The 20,985-nt window shown below is 45.6% G+C and carries 18 protein-coding genes; 5 read left to right on the top strand and 13 right to left on the bottom strand.

Going from position 1 to position 20,985, the window contains the following annotated elements; genetic code table 11:
- Positions 1-195 precede the first annotated feature (195 nt).
- The 3 genes from GWP40_RS00590 to GWP40_RS00580 are packed head-to-tail and all read right to left on the bottom strand — an operon-like array spanning position 196 to position 4,260.
- Entirely contained in the window at positions 196-1,005 is an 810-nt protein-coding gene (locus tag GWP40_RS00590; protein ID WP_212565631.1) for an undecaprenyl-diphosphate phosphatase, read from the bottom strand.
- Entirely contained in the window at positions 1,002-3,248 is a 2,247-nt protein-coding gene (locus GWP40_RS00585) for a flagellar assembly lytic transglycosylase (protein ID WP_212565630.1), read from the bottom strand. The genes GWP40_RS00590 and GWP40_RS00585 overlap by 4 nt, the downstream gene beginning before the upstream one ends.
- On the bottom strand, positions 3,229-4,260 hold the full coding sequence (locus GWP40_RS00580; protein WP_212565629.1) for an Hsp70 family protein: 1,032 nt from the start codon (positions 4,258-4,260) through the stop codon (positions 3,229-3,231). The genes GWP40_RS00585 and GWP40_RS00580 overlap by 20 nt, the downstream gene beginning before the upstream one ends.
- Before the next feature lie 310 nt (positions 4,261-4,570).
- Here GWP40_RS00580 and GWP40_RS00575 point away from each other — a divergent pair, with 310 nt between their 5' ends.
- The 3 genes from GWP40_RS00575 to GWP40_RS00565 all read left to right on the top strand — a co-directional run bounded on the left by GWP40_RS00575 (position 4,571) and on the right by GWP40_RS00565 (position 7,187).
- Positions 4,571-5,620: a hypothetical protein gene (locus tag GWP40_RS00575; RefSeq protein WP_212565628.1), complete on the top strand. Its 1,050-nt coding sequence runs from the start codon at positions 4,571-4,573 to the stop codon at positions 5,618-5,620.
- Positions 5,621-5,630: 10 nt separating this feature from the next.
- Positions 5,631-6,323, top strand: a complete 693-nt coding sequence (locus tag GWP40_RS00570) for a YoaK family protein (protein ID WP_212565627.1) — start codon at positions 5,631-5,633, stop codon at positions 6,321-6,323.
- 180 nt (positions 6,324-6,503) lie between these two features.
- Positions 6,504-7,187 (top strand): helix-turn-helix transcriptional regulator, encoded by a 684-nt coding sequence (locus GWP40_RS00565; protein WP_230974493.1) that lies wholly within the window; start codon positions 6,504-6,506, stop codon positions 7,185-7,187.
- Positions 7,188-7,338: 151 nt separating this feature from the next.
- Here the strand turns inward: GWP40_RS00565 and GWP40_RS00560 are convergent, their stop codons facing one another.
- The 3 genes from GWP40_RS00560 to GWP40_RS00550 form a co-directional block, all read right to left on the bottom strand.
- Positions 7,339-8,184 carry an Rpn family recombination-promoting nuclease/putative transposase gene (locus GWP40_RS00560; protein ID WP_212565625.1) on the bottom strand — a complete coding sequence of 282 codons (846 nt, stop codon included), beginning with the start codon at positions 8,182-8,184 and terminating at the stop codon, positions 7,339-7,341.
- A gap of 206 nt (positions 8,185-8,390) precedes the next feature.
- Positions 8,391-10,919, bottom strand: coding sequence for a leucine-rich repeat protein (locus tag GWP40_RS00555; RefSeq protein WP_230974679.1), 2,529 nt, complete (start codon positions 10,917-10,919; stop codon positions 8,391-8,393).
- A gap of 7 nt (positions 10,920-10,926) precedes the next feature.
- Entirely contained in the window at positions 10,927-11,121 is a 195-nt protein-coding gene (locus GWP40_RS00550) for a hypothetical protein (RefSeq protein ID WP_212565623.1), read from the bottom strand.
- Positions 11,122-11,428: 307 nt separating this feature from the next.
- On the opposite strand from GWP40_RS00550, the gene GWP40_RS00545 reads away from it, so the two are divergent.
- Positions 11,429-11,977: a GNAT family N-acetyltransferase gene (locus GWP40_RS00545; protein ID WP_212565622.1), complete on the top strand. Its 549-nt coding sequence runs from the start codon at positions 11,429-11,431 to the stop codon at positions 11,975-11,977.
- Positions 11,978-12,729: 752 nt separating this feature from the next.
- Positions 12,730-14,457, top strand: coding sequence for a phenylalanine--tRNA ligase subunit beta (gene pheT, locus GWP40_RS00540; protein WP_212565621.1), 1,728 nt, complete (start codon positions 12,730-12,732; stop codon positions 14,455-14,457).
- Positions 14,458-14,594: 137 nt separating this feature from the next.
- Here pheT and GWP40_RS00535 read toward each other — a convergent pair whose 3' ends face one another.
- From GWP40_RS00535 to GWP40_RS00505, 7 genes are all read right to left on the bottom strand, one after another.
- Entirely contained in the window at positions 14,595-16,379 is a 1,785-nt protein-coding gene (locus tag GWP40_RS00535; protein WP_212565620.1) for a hypothetical protein, read from the bottom strand.
- Positions 16,372-17,169: a hypothetical protein gene (locus GWP40_RS00530; protein WP_212565619.1), complete on the bottom strand. Its 798-nt coding sequence runs from the start codon at positions 17,167-17,169 to the stop codon at positions 16,372-16,374. The genes GWP40_RS00535 and GWP40_RS00530 overlap by 8 nt, the downstream gene beginning before the upstream one ends.
- A gap of 77 nt (positions 17,170-17,246) precedes the next feature.
- Positions 17,247-17,906: a sulfate/molybdate ABC transporter ATP-binding protein gene (locus GWP40_RS00525; protein ID WP_212565618.1), complete on the bottom strand. Its 660-nt coding sequence runs from the start codon at positions 17,904-17,906 to the stop codon at positions 17,247-17,249.
- Positions 17,903-18,562: a molybdate ABC transporter permease subunit gene (gene modB, locus GWP40_RS00520; RefSeq protein ID WP_212565617.1), complete on the bottom strand. Its 660-nt coding sequence runs from the start codon at positions 18,560-18,562 to the stop codon at positions 17,903-17,905. Before modB ends, GWP40_RS00525 begins: the two co-directional genes overlap by 4 nt.
- 60 nt (positions 18,563-18,622) lie before the next feature.
- Positions 18,623-19,411, bottom strand: coding sequence for a molybdate ABC transporter substrate-binding protein (gene modA, locus GWP40_RS00515; RefSeq protein ID WP_212565616.1), 789 nt, complete (start codon positions 19,409-19,411; stop codon positions 18,623-18,625).
- Between the two features lie 58 nt (positions 19,412-19,469).
- On the bottom strand, positions 19,470-20,009 hold the full coding sequence (locus tag GWP40_RS00510; protein ID WP_212565615.1) for a MogA/MoaB family molybdenum cofactor biosynthesis protein: 540 nt from the start codon (positions 20,007-20,009) through the stop codon (positions 19,470-19,472).
- Entirely contained in the window at positions 20,000-20,977 is a 978-nt protein-coding gene (locus tag GWP40_RS00505) for a molybdopterin-binding protein (protein WP_212565614.1), read from the bottom strand. The genes GWP40_RS00510 and GWP40_RS00505 overlap by 10 nt, the downstream gene beginning before the upstream one ends.
- Positions 20,978-20,985: the final 8 nt, after the last annotated feature.

Below are 20,985 nucleotides of genomic sequence, written 5' to 3'. Positions count from 1 at the left end.
TGCGAAATTTTATTCAAAATTTTGCACATTTTTTTTCGGTAAGCGGGCAAACGCATCAGGCAGAATAGCTACAAATCGCAGAATAATGAGGCTGGGACTCCATTTGAACCGCGAAGCGGTGAAACTCTGGAGGAACAGCCTCATTATTCTGCGGGGTTATATACACCAAACAGTCTGATGCGTTTACCCGCTGTTCTATAATTGAAAGATTCCGACTGCACCGAATAATATAATCCCCGCAGGAATCAAATAGTAGGCGAATAAGCCGAGCTTTCCCCCTTTTATCAATTTGAGTAAAAAGGTCAATGAAAAAAAGCCTACGATAAAAGAGGTCAGCATCCCCGCAATCAGCGCTGCGATGCCGATTGAAGCACTTATGGTATCGGCTGATTTCAGCTCAAAGATAAACGCGGCGAGAATAGCCGGAATAGAAAGAAGAAACGAATACTCGCCGGCTTTTTCGCGGTCTACGCCGGTTAAGAGCGCCGCGGCGATGGTGGAACCGGAGCGGGAAATACCCGGCAGTACGCCGATACCCTGCGCCGCCCCGATAATCACCGCTTGCATCACGGACGGCACGGAAACGTTTTTTTTCGGGTGCAGTTTTGCCGAAAGCAAAAGCACAATGCCGGTAATAATAAAACAGACTGCGATAAACAGCATGTTTTTTGCCTGCACAATATCTTTCAGAACGATACCGATAACGCCGGTAACAACAGTAGAAATGAGCAGTGCACCGATTAGTTTAAGGTCTGCACTGTCTTCTATCGTATTTTTCCTGATAATAAACCGGCCGAGTACGGTTAAAAGCCGCCATATCTGTTTGTAAAATACGATACAAACTGCGCCGAGGGTCGCGATATGCAGCAGAATATCGAAAATGATGGGAACATCAGTATGTCCCAAAAAGTACTCGGCTACGGCGAGATGACCGGAGCTTGAAATGGGAAGAAATTCGGCAACGCCTTGGACGGCGCCGAGAAAAATTGCTTGTATAATCGTCATAACAGTTCCTTAAAAAAGAGCCGCACAATATCCTCCGGTTTTTCGGAATAATAGAGCGTCCCGTACACCGTTGCGGCGGACAGTAGTTTTCGCCCGTAATCCCGTGTTTCGGCGTATTCCAAACTTTCCAAAAAGAGATCTTCCGGCAGGCCTTGCGCTTTTTTTTGCCATCCGCGAACGCGCGATATTCCTGCATTGTATGCAAAGCAGGCAGGCATAATACGGTTATCGGATCGGCGGATCATTTCCGCAAGATAATAGGCGCCGAATCTGATATTTATTTCGGGATCGGTAAGGCTGTAATCTGCAACCTTTAACTTCTTTGCGATATCCGCAGCCGTAGCGGGCATCAGCTGTGTAAGACCGACCGCGCCTGCCCCTGATACAACCTGATGCTGAAAAAAGCTTTCGCTTCTTATTAACGCATATAACAGATATTCCGGCAGCCCATATTCTGCGGCGTATTTCGAGACAAGTTCACCCCACGGACGGGGATACAACAGCTCAAGCTGCTCCTTTGTTGCCGCATCTTCCTGATTTTTTAACGAGAAGCGGATCACCCGTATCGAATCGGCATAGCGGCCTTCACTAGCCAACGTGCGGGCGATTTGTAGTGCCTCTTCAGCGGAAATCGACGGATACACGGCAACAATGCGGGGATAGACCATATCGTATAAACCGAAATGAAGCAAGCCGTCGATATACGTCCGCGCCTCTTGGGGAGAAAATGTGCTTGTTTGCGCTTTGCCCGTGTCGGACTGAGTGTTTGCTTCATCGGCTTGCGCTTGGGCACCGGATTGTACCTGCGAGGTATTGGATTGTGTACGCCCACCGGACAGGAGTTCACTACGGAAGCGGAACGTCTCTTCCAACAGCTGAGCGCCGCCAAGCCGGTACGTTCCCAAAATACGGTAATACAGCGCATCGTGCGATTCACCGGCTGCTTCTTGCAGTAACCGTGCCGTTCTGTCCGGCGGGAGCTGTCCGGCGCAGGCAAGCGTGTAAGCAACGGCAGCCCGCTGCTCCGGCAACTTTGTTTTTGCCAATACGGTATGGAGCGTTTCTAAGTTTTTCCAGTCCTTTGCCGCAGTTAGCTGCGCCCGTAACGATTGTACCAAATCGGCGTACCATGCAGGGTTTTTCCAGCGGGCTGCCGTATCCGCCAGCGCTTTGAGGTAACGGGATAAGCCGAGCATTCGCATGGCATCCAAATAGTACCACGTTGCAGAATCAAAGTCGGAAGCGGAATCGGCCAGTTCAGCTGCCTGTAAGAAAAGTTTTACGGCTTGTTCACGTTGCGCAGCGCCGCCGATTTTCGTGCGGCAACGGGCTTCATAAAAGGAAGCGTAAAACAGGCACCGCTGCTCATCCGTACCGGACAGCTGCCCATCGGCGGCGGCGCTCCGTACCTGCGCTGCAAAATCTTCAAAAAATGCAGCGGCATCGGCGCTGTTTTCGGCGCCGTAAACGCCCGCCTTACCGATATCGGAAAGCAGTGCGGGAGAGGAGATGCCTGCAAACGTATGCGCTATGCCGAACGCTTCTTGTACGGAGTTCCATGCTCCCGTATAGCGTTTTGCAAAAACCGCTATACGGGCTTCGGCGAGCTTATATAAAAACGGCGGCAGCGCCTTACCGAGTTGAGGAAAGGCATCGACAAGCTCCACCGTCAGCGGGGCAGTAAGGTACAGTGTTTCCGGCGATTGTGTAATGCTGCCGTAAGCGCCTGTCTGCAAAAGGAGCCGAATTTCCAATAACGCTAACTGCTCTTTTTCAGCTCGTGCCGTATCTTCTTGCCCGAATGCAGCAGGTGTTCCGGCAAGTTCCCGCAAACGCTTTTGTACGGATTCTAAGCGTTCGGCAGCGGAGCCTGTTTCGTATAATGCTTCGCGACAGAGGCGGTTCAGCGGCGCCTCATAGTGCTTTTCCCCAAGCGCAAAGTAGAAACGGGCTGCTTGTTCGTATCCTGCTCGTTTAAGGTGTAATCCGACATAGTAGGCGCTGCCTCGTCCCATCATTTTGATGCTGCGGTAAGCTGCGTTATCAGCCTTTAGAAAAAAGGCGTAGTTTCCTGCTTTTAAATCTTTTAATAAAACAGCGCCTTTATCGGCTGCACAGGCCGCGACGGAAGTTACAAAGAGGAATAGAGAAAAGAGGGAAAGCCGGAACGGAAAAAGGGGCAAGCAAGAGTGCGGGAAACGCCCTTGCTTGCCGAATACTATCTTACTGCGGAGGAATTTCAATATAGGTTCCCGAAATGATTAAATCAGGATTTTTGAGTTTGTTATGCTTTGCAATCTTTGTATACAGCCATGGATTGCGGTAATACGTTTCGGATAAATCCCAGAGCGTATCGCCCCAACGGAGCTTATAGCGGATTGTTTTCTGCGCCAACACGGAAGCCGCAGGCTCTGTTTGCTGAACGGGCGGTTCTTGTTTTGCAGGTTCTTGAGGAGCCATGGCATCCTGTTGAACAGGCTGCGACGGCACCGGTTGTTCTATTGGAGCGGGTCCTGTCGGTTGAGGAGCAGGCGGTTCGGTTACCGATTTATCTGCAGGTAGCGAAGGCGCGGGCGCGGCAGATTCTTGCATCGGCGGTTTTTTCGACGGTATGACTGTCGTTGCCTCAGGCTGTACGACCATCGGGTGGTCATCTTCGGCAAGATTCTTTTTTGTCAGCAACAGAATACCGAGTACCAATGCGGCAATACCGAGTAGAATAAGTAAAATTAAAAGCCAAACCGGCATTCCGCGTTTCGGTTCATGTTCTTTTTCGCCGTCTTCATCAGTATAAAAAGCTGCGGCGGAAAACTCATCATGGGGTTCGGAATTGTCATCAGTATTTATGTTAGCTGTAGAAAGATCGATATCGGCATCAGCCGTTTCCGCACTTAAATCAAAATCGACATCATCAAATGCTTGATCTGCAAATGTTTCTAATGACACTCGCAGCGTTTGATGCGAACCGGAATCTTTATCAACAGCCTCGGCAGAAAGATTCTTATCTTCGTCAAGCACCAATTGTAATTCTATTGTCGGTTCTCCGGCGGCCTTTTCATGAATATCTTCAACAATCAGTGAACCGATATACAAAGGGTCAGAAGCGTCATCCTCTTTTTTGAATAAATTAATTTGCACACTTCGTTGATTATCGCGTACCGTAGTTAATTCAAGCGTTTCAGAGGCGGATGCATCGTCGTCCATAATGGGAAAAAACGTCCCATCCGCGAGTTTTATACCTATTTTAGCTGCCATTACACTGCTCCTTCTGTTAAAACCTTACTTTTATAATATCGGCGTATCTTAGTCAATACAAAAGGAAATTCCTGTTGAAATATACGGGTATCTCCTTCGTTGCTTCGAAAAAATTAATCCTCAACGTATCAAAGATACGCCTGCGGTTAATTTTTTTCTCGCGCCTCGGATCTACCTCGCCTATTTCAAAAGGCTTACAGAAAGGTTTCTCTGCTTCTACAACTGTTGACAGGTGATAAGTTTAGCCCTATCATAATAATATATGATCAAAAGTAAAATCGAGATGTTCCCAATAAAGAAAGGAGTTTTTATGAAATTTGTGAACTCAACAGCTATATGCTGCATACTTGTAATTTCGCTTGTATCTTGTTCTAATGGTTTTGGAAATTTAACAAGAAAATTGAAAGATCAGCAGACCTCTCCGTCTATCGCAGTAACAAGTAAGGATGGGATGGACTATCTTGGTACTGTTAATAAAGTCTATTCCGCATCTCCTACAGGAAGATTTGTGACAGGGCAAGTAATTAAAAATTTTTATGGGCATACGGTAAAATTTGAAGGACATCTTGTCGAATACACCAGCATAAAGCAGGAGATCCTTGACTATGTAGAAAATCTCAAAAATAATAATGCCCTGATGCATCAATGCTATGAAAATATTATCTATGATTCGACAAAAAAATACGTCGAGTTTTCATCATATACGGACGTAAAAAGCAATAAAATTCTATGTTTTGAAATACGAGTGTTTTTTGGAAATTTTCTGGATACATATAATGAATCGTTTTGGTATGCAAAATCCGTTACCTTTAATTCCGGATTTACAAAAGATATTGATAACAATATTGCCGTCGATTTCGGAGAACCGCTTGGAAATCCGGAAGACGAAAATCTCTTGGATGAGAATACCTCTGAATCTCCCATTATTCCGGAGAAACAAGAAGACAAGATTAATTACGATTATATAAATGCAATTGGAAAGGTCTCAAAGATATATTCTGCACATAATGTTACTGCTCGATTTGCTACAGGGCAGGAGATAGACTATAACGGAAAAAAGGTCAGATTCCAAGGAAATCTGGTGGAATATCATTCCGTAAATGCAAAAATTTTGGATATTTTTACAAATATACAACCAAACGCGCTTCACCATCAAGGATATTCAAATTTTGTTTTTGAAAATTCAAAAATATATATAGAAGTTTGTTATTATGAAGATATGGTAACCGGCGAAATTTTAGAATATGAATTGCGTTATACAATTAATCCTGTATATGAAAAGATTAAAAAAGAAGAATGGCAAGGCGAGTGGTATGCAAAAAGTTTTAGTTTTACCGATTTGTCTACAATAAAGGAATAAGCCTGTTGAGATGATCCAGAGTACGTTGGATACGGTACAAATACAAGAAGAAAAACTGCATGACAATATCGTAATCGGCGTATGCCTCTCGTTATTGGGAGGCTTTTTGGACGCTTACTCTTATCTATTAAAAGGTAAGGTGTTTGCAAATGCGCAAACCGGTAATCTTGTGTTGCTGTTTATCTCTGCTGCAAATGGGGAACTCCATAAGTTTCTTAAATATATCATACCCATTGTTACGTTTGCGTTCGGTATTTTTATTTCAGAATTTCTCAAAAGCAAGCATTACGTTAAAAACTACACCCGAATGGTTACGGTATTGGTATTTGAAGTATTGGTTATTGCCGCAATCGGATTAATCGGCACGTATTTTCCGCATGACATTATCAATTCCGTTATTTCTTTTATTGCAGCGCTGCAAGTTGCCAATTTTGATAAGGTTGACGGCAATCCGATCGCTACCACGATGATCACCGGCAACTTAAAAAGCAGTATGATAAATCTTGCAAAGTATCGTGCTGTAAAAGACATCAAATATTTGCACTCTTTTTTTAAGTATCTCCTCATCATTGCAAGCTTCGGTATCGGCGTTTCGGTTGGATTTGTTACCATCCAACACTACGCGGAAAAATCGATTTTGCTATGCGAATTCTTTATTATCATCGCCTTTGTGATGTTGCAAAGAGAAGAGAAACTTGTATAGTGTGAAATTTTTGACTTTTCATCGTATCTTTGAAACTGTCTGGTTGCCGGTTTTGAAAAGTGTGTTAGGTAGACGGTAAAAAAATGCTCTGGTATACTAGCGCCTACTATGAAGGAGTTTTTTAATCCATACCGCATTATGTACGGGTTTGGAATCATTGCATTATGCGTTGCTTTAATAATGAATATTACAACCGTTATTCCTTTTGTTTCGTTTATTCCCCGGGTAAAGTGGTTTGAGATTGCCGTCAACGGTTTTTGTTTGATGCTTTGTCTTATATTGTTCATTTATCCTCATTATAAAAAACTTTCATATATTCTTTTTTTTCTTGAAGGAGGAATGACCACGCACATCGGTTTTATCGGCATCGGTACGCTGCTGTTTATAACAGGTATTATTTTCTGTTTTATTAATGGAGATTTTATCCTAAACAGAAAGAGAAAACTGATTATTCTTGGAATATATTGGATAATTATTGTGTGCGGGTTGTATCTGTCTTTCGGTTTAAAGCTCTTTTTATTTGAAATTGCAGTGAGTTTTTTCTATTTTGCCCTTTTTGCCTGTGTGTATGACAGACTTTCAGAAAAGTTATCCTATCTGCTCCTGCCGACAGAGGTTGTTGCCGCAAAAATTGAACTGCCGCCTAAGGGTTCTTCTTTAAAACTTTCACGTTATAACCTTTCAGAGCGGCAGCAGGCCTTTATCATCGGTTCAATAAAGGAGGGGAAAACATACGAAGTTCTTGCGGAACGCTATAACGTCAGTGTTTCTGTTGTCAAAAAAGACATGGCGGCCGCGTGCAAGCTATTCGGTGTTACCAACCGCGAAGCATTGCGTATTTTACTGCTACAATATAAGTGGTAACACCTCTGCTTCAATTTTACCGATACCCTCAGCCGTTGGGGGCAGTTTATTCAAGCTCTTGCATTGTTTTCTCCAACGTGAAAGCGGTTGATTTAATTGGTAATTGGTAGTTTTAATGTGTAAGTGGTAATGTATAATTGGTAATTATCCATTAGTTCAGCGCTTCGACCTCGGCTTGGGAAAGACCGGTTGCCTGCATTATTTTTTGTACGGAATCACCAAGCTGCTTTAAAATCCGCGCTGTTTCAAGTTTACCTTCTTGCCGCCCTGCATTAAATTGAACCTCTGAAATAGTTGCAATATCACTTTTTAATTTCATCCGTGATTCATAGAGTTTTCGTTCTTCGGGGCTTAAACTGAGCACATCTATTTTCTCATTCAGCATCTGCAAGATGGGTGATGTCATCGCTAGCATAGTTCTTATCTCCTTATCATCTGTGTTTATAAACTGTAACCAGTTTATCAGTTTTTGCTGTTTCTCGGTAGAGCCTTTCTGTATTACGAATTGACCTGCCAACGAAAGATTCAAAAAATGGATTTCTAATAACTCAGTCAACTGCTGGTAACTTTGCTGCTCTAAGATACGATAAGCAGAGTGTATCTGATTATTTAACTTGAATCCTTGCGAAACCAAATTAATCGTAATGCATTTTGTTAAACTCGTGTATGGTTCGCCCTCTTTAAAGTCTTCGCTATACATTTTTGCCCAATAAAATAGGGTTCTAGGAATAAACTCAAGAGACCACGAATTTTGGATTTCAATGTCAATAGTCGTCCCATTGTTTAAGCGAATCTTCACATCCAAGATACCGGTTTTATCAGTTACCACATCTTTGGCAAGTTCCTTATCCAGCAATTCAAGACCTTCAATCATACCGGCAGGAATATCCAGTACGCATTCAAGGAAGTCTTGCAAACAAGCTTTATTTTCTTCCGATCCGAGTAATAGCTTAAAAAGATAATCGTTTCTGAGGGTCAGTGTCTGTGTATCGTTCATTGTTTACACCTCCATATTGTCTATATATGTCATAGGTGTAAAAACGGCTAAGAAAATGGAGAAAAATTACAAAAAAAACCGCCTCCATGCCGAAGTTTCCTCCAACGTGAAAGCGGCCTTTTTAATTTGTAATTGGTAATGGTTAATGTGTAACTGAATTGTCCAATTACTAATTATCAATTACCCATTACCAATTATCCATTGAATTACGGATTAAGTTCCGCAAGGCCTTCAAACTTTTTTCTTTGTTCGGTTTCATCGGTACCGGGAACAGCCATTTTATTAAGTGCGTCAGCTGTAGTGTAGTTGCCGTAATACGCTTGCGGTACTTTTATGCTCTTTTCGCCGAGGGCAGTGCAGTTTTGGAATGTGTTCTCTAAAGAAACATTGACGGGATCATAATTGCATTTAAGCGTAACCGATGTAAGAGCTGTACAGCCTGAGAAGCATTGTATCATAGTCTTAATGCCTGAAGGAACCTCGGAAACGTACTTTAAGCTTGTACAGCTGCTAAAGCAGTTTTTCATACTCCTAACGCTTTTAGGAATATTACGCACGCTCACAAGGCTTGTGCAGGCACGAAAGGATGTATCGGTAAGACCTTCTACTTCCTTTGGTAACTCAAGTGCGACTTTTTTAGCCGGATAGGCTTTCAGTTTGTCACCGAGCTTGCACGAATCGTTGTAGCACTCTTCTAAGTCCTCTTTGGTAAGACCGGTTACTTCGATGTAGTTTACGTCTGTGGCGGAAGAGTTGGTGCCTGCAAGGAAATCATTAAGCTCTGCGTAGGCGACGCGTACACCGAACTTTTCTTCCGTTGTTTCCATTTTATTGGCATGGTCCTTGTAGATTTGCAGCTGCCCCGCCGGTACTTTTATGCCGCCGTCTTCGAGCGAAGCGCAGTTTTGGAATAAATCGAAGAATGAACCGTCCCTGTAATTACATTTTAGTACAACACCCTTAATCTTACCGCAGCCTTCAAAGCAGTAGCCTATATATGTAACAGTTTGCGGAATTTCGGGTGCTTCTATAAGGCTGCCGCAGTTCTGAAAGCTCCCCTGCATAGACACAACGTTTTGCGGTATTGCAGGAGCCTTTGTAAGACGGCCGCAGCCGGCAAAGCAATCGTCCATATTCGTAACCGTGTCCGGTATTGACGGAGGTGCTTTTGTAAGGTTGGTGCAGTTCCTAAAGCAGCCTACAATACCTGTAACGTTTGCAGGAATTTCGGGGGCTTCTACAAGGCTGGCGCAGCCCGCAAAGCAGTTTACCATATCCGTAACGCTTGCCGGTATTACCGGTGCCTTTGTAAGGCTGGTGCAGCCCTCAAAGCAGCTTATCATATCCGTAACTTTTGCCGATAGTGCAGGTGCCTTTGTAAGACTGCCGCAGTTCATAAAGCACTGGCGCATATCCGTAACCGTGTCCGGTATTGCAGGGGCCTCTGTAAGGCTTGAGCACTCCGTAAAGCAATTGTTCATATTCGTAACGCCGTCCGGTATGTTACGCACTTGCACAAGATTTGCGCATTGTTGAAAGCAGCTGCTCATATCCGTAAGACCTTCTACAGTTTTGGGCAGTTTAAGTGCAACCTTTTTAGTAGAGTTGGCCTTTAGGATTTGTCCGAGCTGGCTCGGGTTGGGATATGTTCCTTTTAAGTGCTCCGCCTTAAGACCGGTTACTTCGATGTAATAGATGCCGTCTGATGCAGGGCTTGCGGTTGTTAGGTGGTTCTTTAAGTCATCGCCATTTGTGCCGTATGCTATTTTTTTGTATTTGGTAAAGCTCACTTTTACCGTCGTTGCCTCTGTGATTTTGACTTTTGCCGTTGCGCTTCCTTCCGTGCCGCCTTCTTGTAGTGCAGCGCTCGGCGTTACCGTCCACGTATCGACCATATAATCAGTGTTAGGCGTTGCGGTGAATGTTACGGTTTTATCCTTCTCCACGTTTATAGGGCTTGTCTCGGTTTCGGCTTCGCCTTCCGCCTTTGCCTTGAGCGTGCCGCCTGAGCCTTCTACGCTAAAGGCGGCGGCGTATGTAAGTACAAAGCTCACGTTGACTGTTGCAGGCTTGGTTACGGTGAGCTTGTACTCTGTGTTTGTGCCTGCTTCGGTGATGGGCTTGCCGTCGAGCGTCCAGCTTTTCACCCTGTAGCTGTCGTTGGCTTTAGCGGTGAATGTTACCTGCTTGCCGTGTTCGACCTTATCGTTCGTGTTGATTACGGTACCGTCAACTTCCGCTTTCAGTGTGCCGCCGGTGCCGTCTATGCTAAAGGTTACGAGGTATTTCTTTAGCTTAAAGCTCACCTTTACTGTCGTTTCTTTGGTGATGTTTACCTTTGCCGTCAGGCTGCCGTTTGTGCCTGTTCCTGTTTCAAATGCATCGCCGGTTATGTTCCACTTATCGACTTCGTAGCCGTCGTTAGGTGTTGCGGTAAAGATAACCGTCTTATCTTTTTGAACCCCGCTGCCGTTTGTAATCTCTTTTCCGTCTACCGTTGCATTAAGCGTGCCGTTACTGCCGTCTACACCGAAGTTTACGGCGAACGTTCCGGGCGGAAGCGCTTCAAAGCTCACCTTTACGGTTACCGCTTTCTCAATTTTAAGCTGATAAGAATTGTTGGTACCGTTCACTGCATTGCCGTCAAGCGTCCAGCCCTTTACCTTGTAACCCGTGTCAGGCGTTGCAGTAAAGGTTACGGTTTTATTCGCTTCTACTTCGTTACCGCTCTTTATTTCCGTTTCACCTATCTTTGCGGTAAGGGTACCCCCCCCCCCCCCCGTCTACACTAAAGGTTACCTTGTACTTGGGCGTTGTCGGCTTATTTCCGTTTGCATTGGGGCAGCCGGTAAAAAGCAGTACTAAAAATGCAGCTGTGATGAGCGCCGCGGCTCCTCTCAAGGTGTGCGCCTTTTTATTGGTTCTCAATTTTGTCATATAGACCTCCTGTCCTTTTTAATGGGTAATTCATAATTATGAATTCTTAATTCTTAATTACAAATTACCCATTAATTTTTACTTCTCATCAAACCGAAACAATCCGCTTGATACTATTATTATTACTCGATATTATCATCATTGCAGATAAAAATGTGGGCTTTTTAAAAGAAAGAACCGCAGTTGCCGCAAAAGAACCATGGTTACTCAATGAAAATGGAAGATATCATTGTTATTGAAGGATTTGAAATCGTCTGTTTGCCGGTTTTGAAAATTTGGTGCAACATTTCATGCAAAAGGATTGTGTATGATATCTGCTGAAAAAGAGTGTTCCTTAAAAGACAACCGTATATGTACGTTGCGGAGTGCGGCAGTATCGGATGCAGCTGCAATGGTTGAATTTTTGAGGATAAGCAATGAAGAAACGTATTTTATGATGCGTTATCCCGAAGAAATTACGTTGACCGAGGATGAAGAAAAAACAATCTTAAAAAACTGGGAAGAGCAGCCGAATAAATTGCTGCTGCTCGCTTTGATAGACGGTAAGGTTGTCGGCAGCTGCGGTATTGCTCCCGCTGCCGAACATCTTAAAACAAAGCACCGCGGACGCTTGGGGATTTCCGTAAGAAAGAAGTATTGGGGCATCGGTATCGGCAGTCTTCTTTTACGGGAAATACTATCCTTTGCAAAAAAGAATGGGATTGAGCAAGTTGAACTGGGTGTTTATTCCGACAATTTACGCGCGCAAAAGCTCTATGAGCGCTTCGGCTTTACCGAATGGGGACGGTTGCCCCATGCGTACAAATTAAAAGACGGTAGTTATCGGGACGAAATCAACATGGTGCTGCATCTTTAAAAGAATCAGTCAGTTTCTCTATTTCTTTGAATAGAATGTATGTCCGGTACATTAACCACCCTCAGGGCAACCGCATTATAAAATATTTTCAGAGGTTGCCTTCCTTCTGTGCGAAATTTCATAGGTATAAGGTGAGCGTCTACAATGACGCCGCTCACCTTAACCGTCAAGTTTTCTTTCGAAAACTTGCGTATTGCTGTGTGCGCTTTTCGCGCACGAATGCAACAGTTTCCAAAATTCATATTTTGTTCAACTGTTGCATTTTAAAGAAATAAAATTTCGCATATTTTTCCAGCAGACGGGTAAACGCATCAGGCTGAGTAGATAAGAATCGTAGAATAATATGGGTTGGGCGACCATTTGAGCCGTGTAGCGGCGAAACTCTGGTTGAACAGCCCATATTATTCTACGGGAATATCCCCAAAAATGCCTGATGCGTTTACCCTGTAACCACCCTGCATCATTCTTGCCAAACAGGGGCATATTGCATATACTCTTTCAATAGGAAACCTCTAAAAACTTCAGTTTTTTAGAGGTTTCCCTTAGATTTATTTTGCGATGTTTTTTTGATAAGTCATAACAATGTAAAGACTTATCAAAAATACTCGCTATCAGCTTTGCTGATGAGGCATCTCTAAAAATCTAACCGAGTTTTTAGAGATGCCCTATTATATGTGAATTGTCTAAGAGGCCTCTTGAAACGTGTGTTTTAACCTTTGCCTCAGCTCAGTCATATTAAAAAAGGATAGACTATGCCCAAGATCGATGTAAACGAACAGCTTTTTTTCAACTTGTTAGGAAAAAAATACGATTATTCCCCTGAATTTGAACATTTATTAAGCTCTGCAAAAGCGGAGCTGGACGAAGCGCCTTCCGCAGCGACGCCTCAAGATGAACGCATTATAAAAATTGAATTAAACGATACAAACCGCCCCGACCTGTGGTCAACAGCGGGGCTTGCTCGTCTTTTGCGTATGCACACAGGAGGAGCTTCAAACAAAGCTCGGTATCAAGCATTTTTATCGACATTGAGTGAGCGAAAGGATTCCGGAAAACGGACAGTAACCGTAGACCCCGAATTACAGCATATCCGCCCCTTTATGACGGCGTTTGTCATTTCGGGCAAGCCCATCGACGATGCTATGTTGAAAGATATTATCCAAACGCAGGAAAAACTGTGTTGGAACTTCGGCCGGAAGCGCCGTTCCGTGTCGATGGGGGTGTACCGCAGCGAACTAATCAATTGGCCGGTACACTACCGTGCCGTTGACCCGCACACCACCTCGTTTACGCCCCTCGGCTTCGATACCGAAATGACATGTGAGCACATTATCACCGAGCACCCAAAAGGCAAGGAATACGGCTGGATACTCAAGGATATGAAGAAGGTACCGCTCTTATCGGATTCAAAGGGCGGCGTGCTTTCAATGGCGCCGATTATCAACAGTGCGGAGATCGGTGCGGTACAGCCGGGGGATGCCGACCTGTTGGTTGAGCTGACCGGTACCGATATGCCCTCTTTGCTGCTTGCAACCAACATCGTTGCCTGTGATTTTTCCGATGCGGGATATATGATTTTACCGGTCAGCGTAGAATATCCGTATGAAACCGGCTTCGGTAAGACGATTACCACGCCGCTTTACTTCCAAGAGCCGACAAAGACGACGGTTCATGCCGTCAATAAACTCCTCGGAACGGAGCTTCCGGCGCAGGATATTGTGGAAGCGTTGGAGCGTATGGACAACACCGTTACCGTCGAGGGGGATTGCCTGACGCTGATGCCGCCTGCATACCGGAATGACTTTTTACACGAAGTGGATATTATCGAAGACGTGATGATGGGGAAAACCGTCGAGTTCTTTGAACCGGAAACACCGCGGGAATTTACCATCGGGCGGCTCTCTCCGGTTACCCAGCTGAGCAGAAAGATTAAAAGTTTGATGGTCGGCTTCGGTTATCAAGAGATGATTTTTAACTATCTCGGTTCAAAGAAAGACTACATCGACCGCATGAATATAGACGGAACGGGGGTAATCGAAATTGCAAACCCCATGTCGGAAAACTATCAGTTTGTCCGCCCGTCCATCATTCCGTCACTCTTATCTGCAGAAACGGTTTCAGGGAATGCGGTGTATCCGCACCGTATCTTTGAAACGGGGAAAATTGCCTTCCTCGCTCCCGAAGAAAATACCGGTACGAGCACCCGCCAAAGCCTCGGCTTTCTCAGCGTAAACCAAGACGCTAACTTTAACGAGGCCGCCAGTCTTGTCGCCGGTTTGCTGTACTATCTGCAAATGGACTACAACGTATGCGAAACGCACGACCCGCGCTTTATCGAAGGGCGGCAGGCGGGGGTTCTTGCCGATGGGAAACAGATCGGTATTTTCGGCGAATTGCATCCGCAGGTATTGGAAAACTGGTCTGTTACCGTACCGGCTTTTGCGGGTGAACTCGATATTGAAAGTATTGGGCATCTCTAAAAACTTGGTTAAATTTTTAAAGATGCCCGTCGAGTTTTATTTTAAGTCTTTATATTGTAATGACTTAAAATAAAACATCGCAAACTAAATCTAAGGAAAACCTCTAAAAAACTGAAGTTTTTAGAGGTTTCCTATTCTTACACTTCCGACCGCTGACCGATAAAGAAAAAACACATTCCGATAAAACATAGTGTGTATGCAAGCAATAACAGCAGCGGTGACAAGCTATAGGATATGTCGGTAAGTAGGGCAATGATGAGGCGGGCGCAATAGCGCGCCGTCTCCACAAATCCTGTTGCCAGTACAAAAAAGAGCGGAAACGCCAGCGCCCATGTGTGTTTGAATTTTTTGTGCGGCGGAACTCTGAAACGCCATGCCAGTACGAGCATATAAATCGAAATAATCAAAATAAGAAACACATCGATAATTCTTGCCAATAATTCCCTGTCATATATTTGTGCAGGGAAGCCGTATTGCGCTCCCCGTTGCCGAAATGCATAGAGCTGAGGGAGTGTCATGGATTTTTCACCTTCGTTGGCCGCTATAATCAGCTGAAAATCATTGTATGAAAACGGCAGCCGCAGAGATGTCTGCCGCTCAATAGGCATTGCTCCTTCCAGAACGATAGGTTTTAGCACTACTTTATCGCGCTGTTTATCCACGGCTTGGAATAGCATACGGAGCATGGGCTCTCCTTCTGCACTCTCAATCGGAATAAGTTTGATGAAAGGAATCCGCGACCGATAAAGAATCTTACCGTCGGTGGTGTATTGTGTAAGTTCACAATTCCTTCCATATATTTCCTTAATATTGTTGTTGGTGATATAAGAAAGACCTTCTATTGTTATCTGTGCCGGTGCTCTCGTACCCGAGGCCGGAGCGGTAAAATGAATATTACGTACTGTTTCAAGGAGCGGCAGAGAGGCTGTTTCATCAATAAAGAAAACCTCTTCCAATACTTTTTTTCGGGTAATGTCTATAAAACGGTCTATATCGGGGTCTCTTTTGAGCGGATTGTTTTGCTCAAGCATACGCTGTGCATTTACAAATTGGTAATATGCTTTGATGTAGTTCCCCTGCTGGATCATCTCGTATCCGGCTTTTTTCGCTTGGTACAAGCGGATATCGAATTCGGCGGTAAGCTCAGCGATTCCTTTTTCAATTTGATTCCATGCCTGTGCTGCCAGCCGTAAAGCTTCTTCGCGATAAGGTGCATTTTCGGCACTCAGCTGATATGCTCTCATGGCATAATAGTGTGCGGTGTAAAAATCATATTTGTTCATAAACCGCTTACTGATGAATAGCGCCCCTTCCGCTGTTAAGTTTTCAGGCTCGACAGTTTCGGAAGATTGCTCGATTTTGTTGTTTTGCTTGCGCTCAGCATTGTATGATTCGTACGATATCTTCGCCTTATCAAAAAGCTGTAATGCTTCAGGATTGTTTTTCCAGATTCCTAACGCTGCCTTCGCCTTATCATACGCTTTTTCGGCATCTCCGTTGCGTAATGAAATATCAGTCTCTTTTATAAAATCGTAATAATCCTGTGTTTTAAGTTCACTGTAGCGCCGATAGTCCACCAGCAGCGGCGATATTATTTCTATCAGTATGATATAAATGGTAATGCACGAGAAAAGCATAATAAATGCTTTTTTTAAGTAACGAAGTAATATGTCGGAAAATCTCGGAACGGTATTTTGGCCGCATGTACCGAAAATAACAGCATATCCTATCAATATGGCGGAGACCAGCAAGCTCGGCATAATCCGTATAAATAAGATGCCTGTTTCCGCTAATTTCCGGCTTAGTAAAAACTGCGGTAGCACATCGATTTTTTTGAAAAAAAACACATATATGAGGCAGCATCCGAGTCCGATCACAAAGTGAATAAAAATGGACAGCCAACCTTTTAGCATCTCAGGCATTTTTATGCGGCGCTCCTTTTTGGGTCTTTGAAGATATCAGCAGCATTTTTAAACCGCCTATGGAATGGAACACTACGGCAACGATACACAAAACAAGCGAAATTCCGTATATGCCGTTTTCCGAATTTGCTATATGGAGATTAAAAAGCGCCGCTCGAAATCCTTCCAGCTGCATATACGGATATACGAGCAACAAGGCGCCGGAAAGGAGAAGCAAGAAAAGAAGGTTGAACAGATTCCATTGCGTTATGGTGCATACAAACCAAAATGAGCTGACGCAGAAAAAAAGTGTACTTACGAAGAAGAGATATGTTGCAAAATGTAACGTATAGGCAGCATAGATATCAGCAAAAAGACTGTCGCATCCTCGCCGTAATAAAGCCAGAAAGAACGGTTTGCTTGTAAAAGCAGCTAATGCTTCGTCGATAGGTGCCGTTGCTTTGTAGGCTGTTATTGCGTTCTCGATGACAGAAAACTGCGCATAACAGGCCGGTATGATAACCGTTACGGTAAATAGTAAACACATGAGGAATAAACTGAGCGCTACGCCCAGCTTTGCAGGGTGTCTCATTAAAAATGTGTACACCCCGATAATAGCTAACATCACCGCTAATGGAAGTACGTAACACGCCTTTTGCGCCATACAGAGAAGCAGGAGCCCCGCCGATTCTGATGCAAACGGGACGACCATTTCATAGCGCAAGGCAATCCCTCCAAAAAAGGCAAAGATAACAACCGCGCTTAAAAGGCTTAAGAAAAAAACGCCGGGAACCAGTAAAGCATTCTTCATAGGTATGCATAGAGTAACACGTTATAGATACAATCTCAAGAGTACCCTTTCAAATAAACAACCCGGATGCGTTGGTGCTAAACGATCTGATGCGTTTGCTCTGTCATTATCCTGCCGTTTTTGATGAACAGCGAGCGGGTGCAGTACCGTTCAACCTCATCTTTATTGTGCGAAACAAAGAGGACGGGGCAAGCGGCGCGTTCGAGCGTTGCTTTTAAATCTTCGTGGAGGGAATCTTTCAGTTCATTATCGAGGGCGGAGAACGGTTCGTCCAGCATAATCAGTGCGGGGGAGGCGGCGAGGAGACGCGCAAGGGCAACCCGCTGTTGCTGTCCGCCCGAAAGCTCTTTCGGATAGCGTCCTTCAAAGGGAGTAATGTGCAAAAGCTCCAGAAATTGGTCGGCAATTTCTTTTTTACGGTTCCGGTCTTTTATTCCGCAGCAAATGTTTTCCCGCACTGTCATATACGGAAAGAGTGCATACGACTGAAACATATAACCGGCATTCCGATCCCGCACCGGTACATTGATGTTCCGCTCGGAATCGAAAAGGACATGATCGTTTAAGACAATTCTGCCTGAATCGGGTGTGAAGATACCGGCAATGGATTTCAGCGTCATAGATTTGCCGCCGCCGGATTCTCCGAGTAAGCCGACAATTTCCCCCTGCGCGGCCGAAAGGCTCACATCAAGGGTAAAACCTTTCATTTTTTTTACAATCGATGCTTCAAGCTTCATACCCGTTTTTCCCTCGAAAACATATTCATGATGAAAAGCGCCGCGCATGAAACGGCGGTTATGACGCCGACCCATACCCACGCCGTGTGCATATCGCCGCCGGCGGTCGCAAAGTAAATAGCCATCGGGATGGTTTGAGTACGTCTAGGGATATTTCCGGCAACCAGCAGCGTCGCACCGAATTCGCCGAGCGAGCGGGCAAAGCTCAATGCAAGCCCTGCAAGAATGCCCGGCCATGCTTCAGGCAGCATAATGCGGATAAAGATAGAAAGCTCGCTCATGCCGAGGGTGCGCGCCGCCCACACGTGATCCTCATTTACCTGTTCCAACGCGCCCTTTGCTCCCTTGTACATCAGCGGGAACGAAACCACGATCGAGGCAATAACCGTTGCCTGCCAGGTAAATATGAGCGAAATTCCTGCTTTTGCGAGCAGCATACCGATCGGACTGTTCCGTCCGAATATGACGAGTAGGAAAAAGCCCAGTACCGTCGGCGGCAATACCATCGGCAAGGTAAAGAGTACATCGATAAGAACGAGTAATTTACCGCGGATATTCAAACAGAGCCGCGCCGCTGCCGTTCCCAGTATGAATACGAAAATACCGGAAAGGACAGCTGCGCGCAGCGAGATAAAAAGCGGCGCGTAGTCAAACATAGTGCAGGTAATCCTTGCGTATCAGTCCGGTTTCAGCCGAACTGATATAGACAATGAAAGTTACTTGGAAATAACGGTGAATCCGTAACGTGCAAAGACTTCTTTTGCCGCGTCGGAGAATAGGAAGTCTACAAACTTCTGCGCTTCGGCCGCATGAGCGCTTGCCTTTACAACACCGATCGGATAGATAACTTTTTTATGGCTGCCTTCGGGCGCGGTTGAACAGATGGTAACATCCTTGCTGATCTTCGCATCGGTTTCGTATACGACGCCTGCATCGACGTTGCCTGTTTCTACCCACGAAAGGACTTCGCGGACATCTTTTGCAAAGATAAGCTTGGAAGCAACCTTATCGGTAAGGCCGAGATTTTGAAAAATCTGTTCGGTATACTGCCCGACCGGTACGGATTTCGGTTCGCCGACGCCGATTTTCTTTACGGAGCTTTTGGCGAGGTCTTCAAAGAAATCAAGGGCGGCTGCGTTTTTGGGGGTAATCAGAACAACTTTATTTTCAAGGATGTTCTTTACACTTGAATCTATCATCATCCCCTTTTCCTTGAGCGCATTCATCTGCTTAATACCGGCGGAAAAGAAAACATCTGCGGGAGCGCCCTGTTCAATCTGCTGCTGCAAGGCTCCCGATGCACCGAAATTCATGGTAATGGTTACCTGCGGATTTTTTTCGGTGTACATGGCCGAAAGCTCCTGAATACAGTCCTTCAAACTGGCTGCTGCCGACAGCATAATTTCCGTCTTTTTGGCGGCACTAGTCTGATCTTTACTGCCTCCCGCGCAGAGCGGGGCAAGTATGATGCTGCCGATAAGCAGCGCTACAACGGTTTTCTTCATAAGATACTCCTTAGCGGAAACTTCCGAAAATGTTTGCGTTGGACAGTTTCCTTGATTATTATACTTCGGCTGGGGCGCAATCCTGCGTGCCGCCGGTAAGCATCAAAAGTGCGTGATCCAAAGCGGGTAGAATGCAGTAAAGATTTTCCTTTACCGCCTTGGGACTTCCGGGAAGGTTGATAATCAGTGTGCGTTTTCGTATACCTGCTATACCGCGAGAAAGCATTCCGTGCGGTGTTATTTTCATGCTTTCCACACGCATTGCTTCTGGGATACCGGGGACGGCGCGGTCGATAACCGCAGCGGTCGCTTCAGGGGTTACATCGCGGGGAGCGAGTCCGGTGCCGCCTGTTGTAACGATAAGGTCGGCGCTGCCTTCATCGGCTATGCGTACCATCGCCTTCCGCAGCGCTTCGTACTCGTCGGGGAGCATTACCGTAGCGGTAATCTCATATCCTTGACCGGTGAGTATTTCGGCTATTATAGGGCTGCTTACATCTTTACGCAAGCCCTGAAAGCACCGGTCGGACGCGCAGATAATAGCCGCTCTATACCGGGTAGGGCTACTGTTTTGGACGGTGCTGTCGGTTACGGGCATAAGCCGCCCTCTCCCAAGAGCGCAATATCTTCAACGGTAATGGGGTCGCGGGCAAGGATACGCGGCAACAGCCGATCGAAGACGGTGCGCTTGGCATACATCACACAGCCGGGCAGCCCCGCGATAGGAACATCGCCCGCGTATGCCAACAGCATCATTGCGCCGGGAAGGACGGGGGCACCGTAGCTGACGATACGCGCGCCGCTTGCGCGGATAGCGGCGGGGGTTTTATCGTCGGGGTCGACACTCATGCCCCCTGTGCAGAGTACCATCTGGGAACCTGCTTGTATGGCTTTTTGTATCTCCGCCGTAATAGTTTCCACGTCGTCTCCGGTGTTTACGGTTTTTAACGTTTCCACGCCGTACTCTGCCAGCTTTGCCTGCACGACCGGTGCAAAGGTATCTTTAATAACCCCTGTCAGAACTTCGTGCCCCGTTACCAAAATGGTACAGGTTTTGATGCTGTAAGGGATGACGGACATCAGCGGATTGGCGGCATCGGCAATCGCAGCCACCTCAGCCATTTTTTCTTTTTCGATAAGAAGCGGAATAACCCGCATTCCCGCCGCCGTCTGTCCTTTTTTAAGCGGCACATAATTGCGCTGCGTTGCAATCATCACCTTGCCGAGCTTGTTGATTGCAAAGAGCCGGTCGGTATCGATTTTAAGCATACCGTCAACCGTTGCCTTCAACTCAATCTTGCCTTCCTTGGGGGCGGTTTTTTCCAGATTTTTCCCCATCGCCGCTGCTGCCAGAACTTCAGCCCCTTCATCCTCATGCAGCAGGTTTTCACTCTTTTCCCAAACGAACAAGTGTTCCTTGCCCATCGAGCGAAGCACCGGAATGTCCTCCTCCGTAACAATATGTCCCTTTCTAAACCGAGCGTCCTTCGACACCCCTACGATAATCTGAGTCAGGTCGTGGCACAACACATGCCCGACCGCCTCGGAAAGCGGTATTTCTTTCACTACGATGC

It is taken from the genome of Treponema vincentii (assembly GCF_018336815.1).
Taxonomy (GTDB): Bacteria; Spirochaetota; Spirochaetia; order Treponematales; family Treponemataceae; genus Treponema.
This window is presented reverse-complemented; position numbering and strand designations above follow the sequence as displayed.

Bases quoted from the DNA above. Each gene is read 5' to 3' on its own strand.
- GWP40_RS00590 (WP_212565631.1), bottom strand. From the start codon at position 1,005: ATGACGATTATACAAGCAATTTTTCTCGGCGCCGTCCAAGGCGTTGCC.
- GWP40_RS00580 (WP_212565629.1), bottom strand. From the start codon at position 4,260: ATGGCAGCTAAAATAGGTATAAAACTCGCGGATGGGACGTTTTTTCCC.
- GWP40_RS00575 (WP_212565628.1), top strand. From the start codon at position 4,571: ATGAAATTTGTGAACTCAACAGCTATATGCTGCATACTTGTAATTTCG.
- GWP40_RS00570 (WP_212565627.1), top strand. From the start codon at position 5,631: ATGATCCAGAGTACGTTGGATACGGTACAAATACAAGAAGAAAAACTG.
- GWP40_RS00565 (WP_230974493.1), top strand. From the start codon at position 6,504: ATGAATATTACAACCGTTATTCCTTTTGTTTCGTTTATTCCCCGGGTA.
- GWP40_RS00560 (WP_212565625.1), bottom strand. From the start codon at position 8,184: ATGAACGATACACAGACACTGACCCTCAGAAACGATTATCTTTTTAAG.
- GWP40_RS00550 (WP_212565623.1), bottom strand. From the start codon at position 11,121: ATGACAAAATTGAGAACCAATAAAAAGGCGCACACCTTGAGAGGAGCC.
- GWP40_RS00545 (WP_212565622.1), top strand. From the start codon at position 11,429: ATGATATCTGCTGAAAAAGAGTGTTCCTTAAAAGACAACCGTATATGT.
- pheT (WP_212565621.1), top strand. From the start codon at position 12,730: ATGCCCAAGATCGATGTAAACGAACAGCTTTTTTTCAACTTGTTAGGA.
- GWP40_RS00535 (WP_212565620.1), bottom strand. From the start codon at position 16,379: ATGCCTGAGATGCTAAAAGGTTGGCTGTCCATTTTTATTCACTTTGTG.
- GWP40_RS00530 (WP_212565619.1), bottom strand. From the start codon at position 17,169: ATGAAGAATGCTTTACTGGTTCCCGGCGTTTTTTTCTTAAGCCTTTTA.
- GWP40_RS00525 (WP_212565618.1), bottom strand. From the start codon at position 17,906: ATGAAGCTTGAAGCATCGATTGTAAAAAAAATGAAAGGTTTTACCCTT.
- modB (WP_212565617.1), bottom strand. From the start codon at position 18,562: ATGTTTGACTACGCGCCGCTTTTTATCTCGCTGCGCGCAGCTGTCCTT.
- modA (WP_212565616.1), bottom strand. From the start codon at position 19,411: ATGAAGAAAACCGTTGTAGCGCTGCTTATCGGCAGCATCATACTTGCC.
- GWP40_RS00510 (WP_212565615.1), bottom strand. From the start codon at position 20,009: ATGCCCGTAACCGACAGCACCGTCCAAAACAGTAGCCCTACCCGGTAT.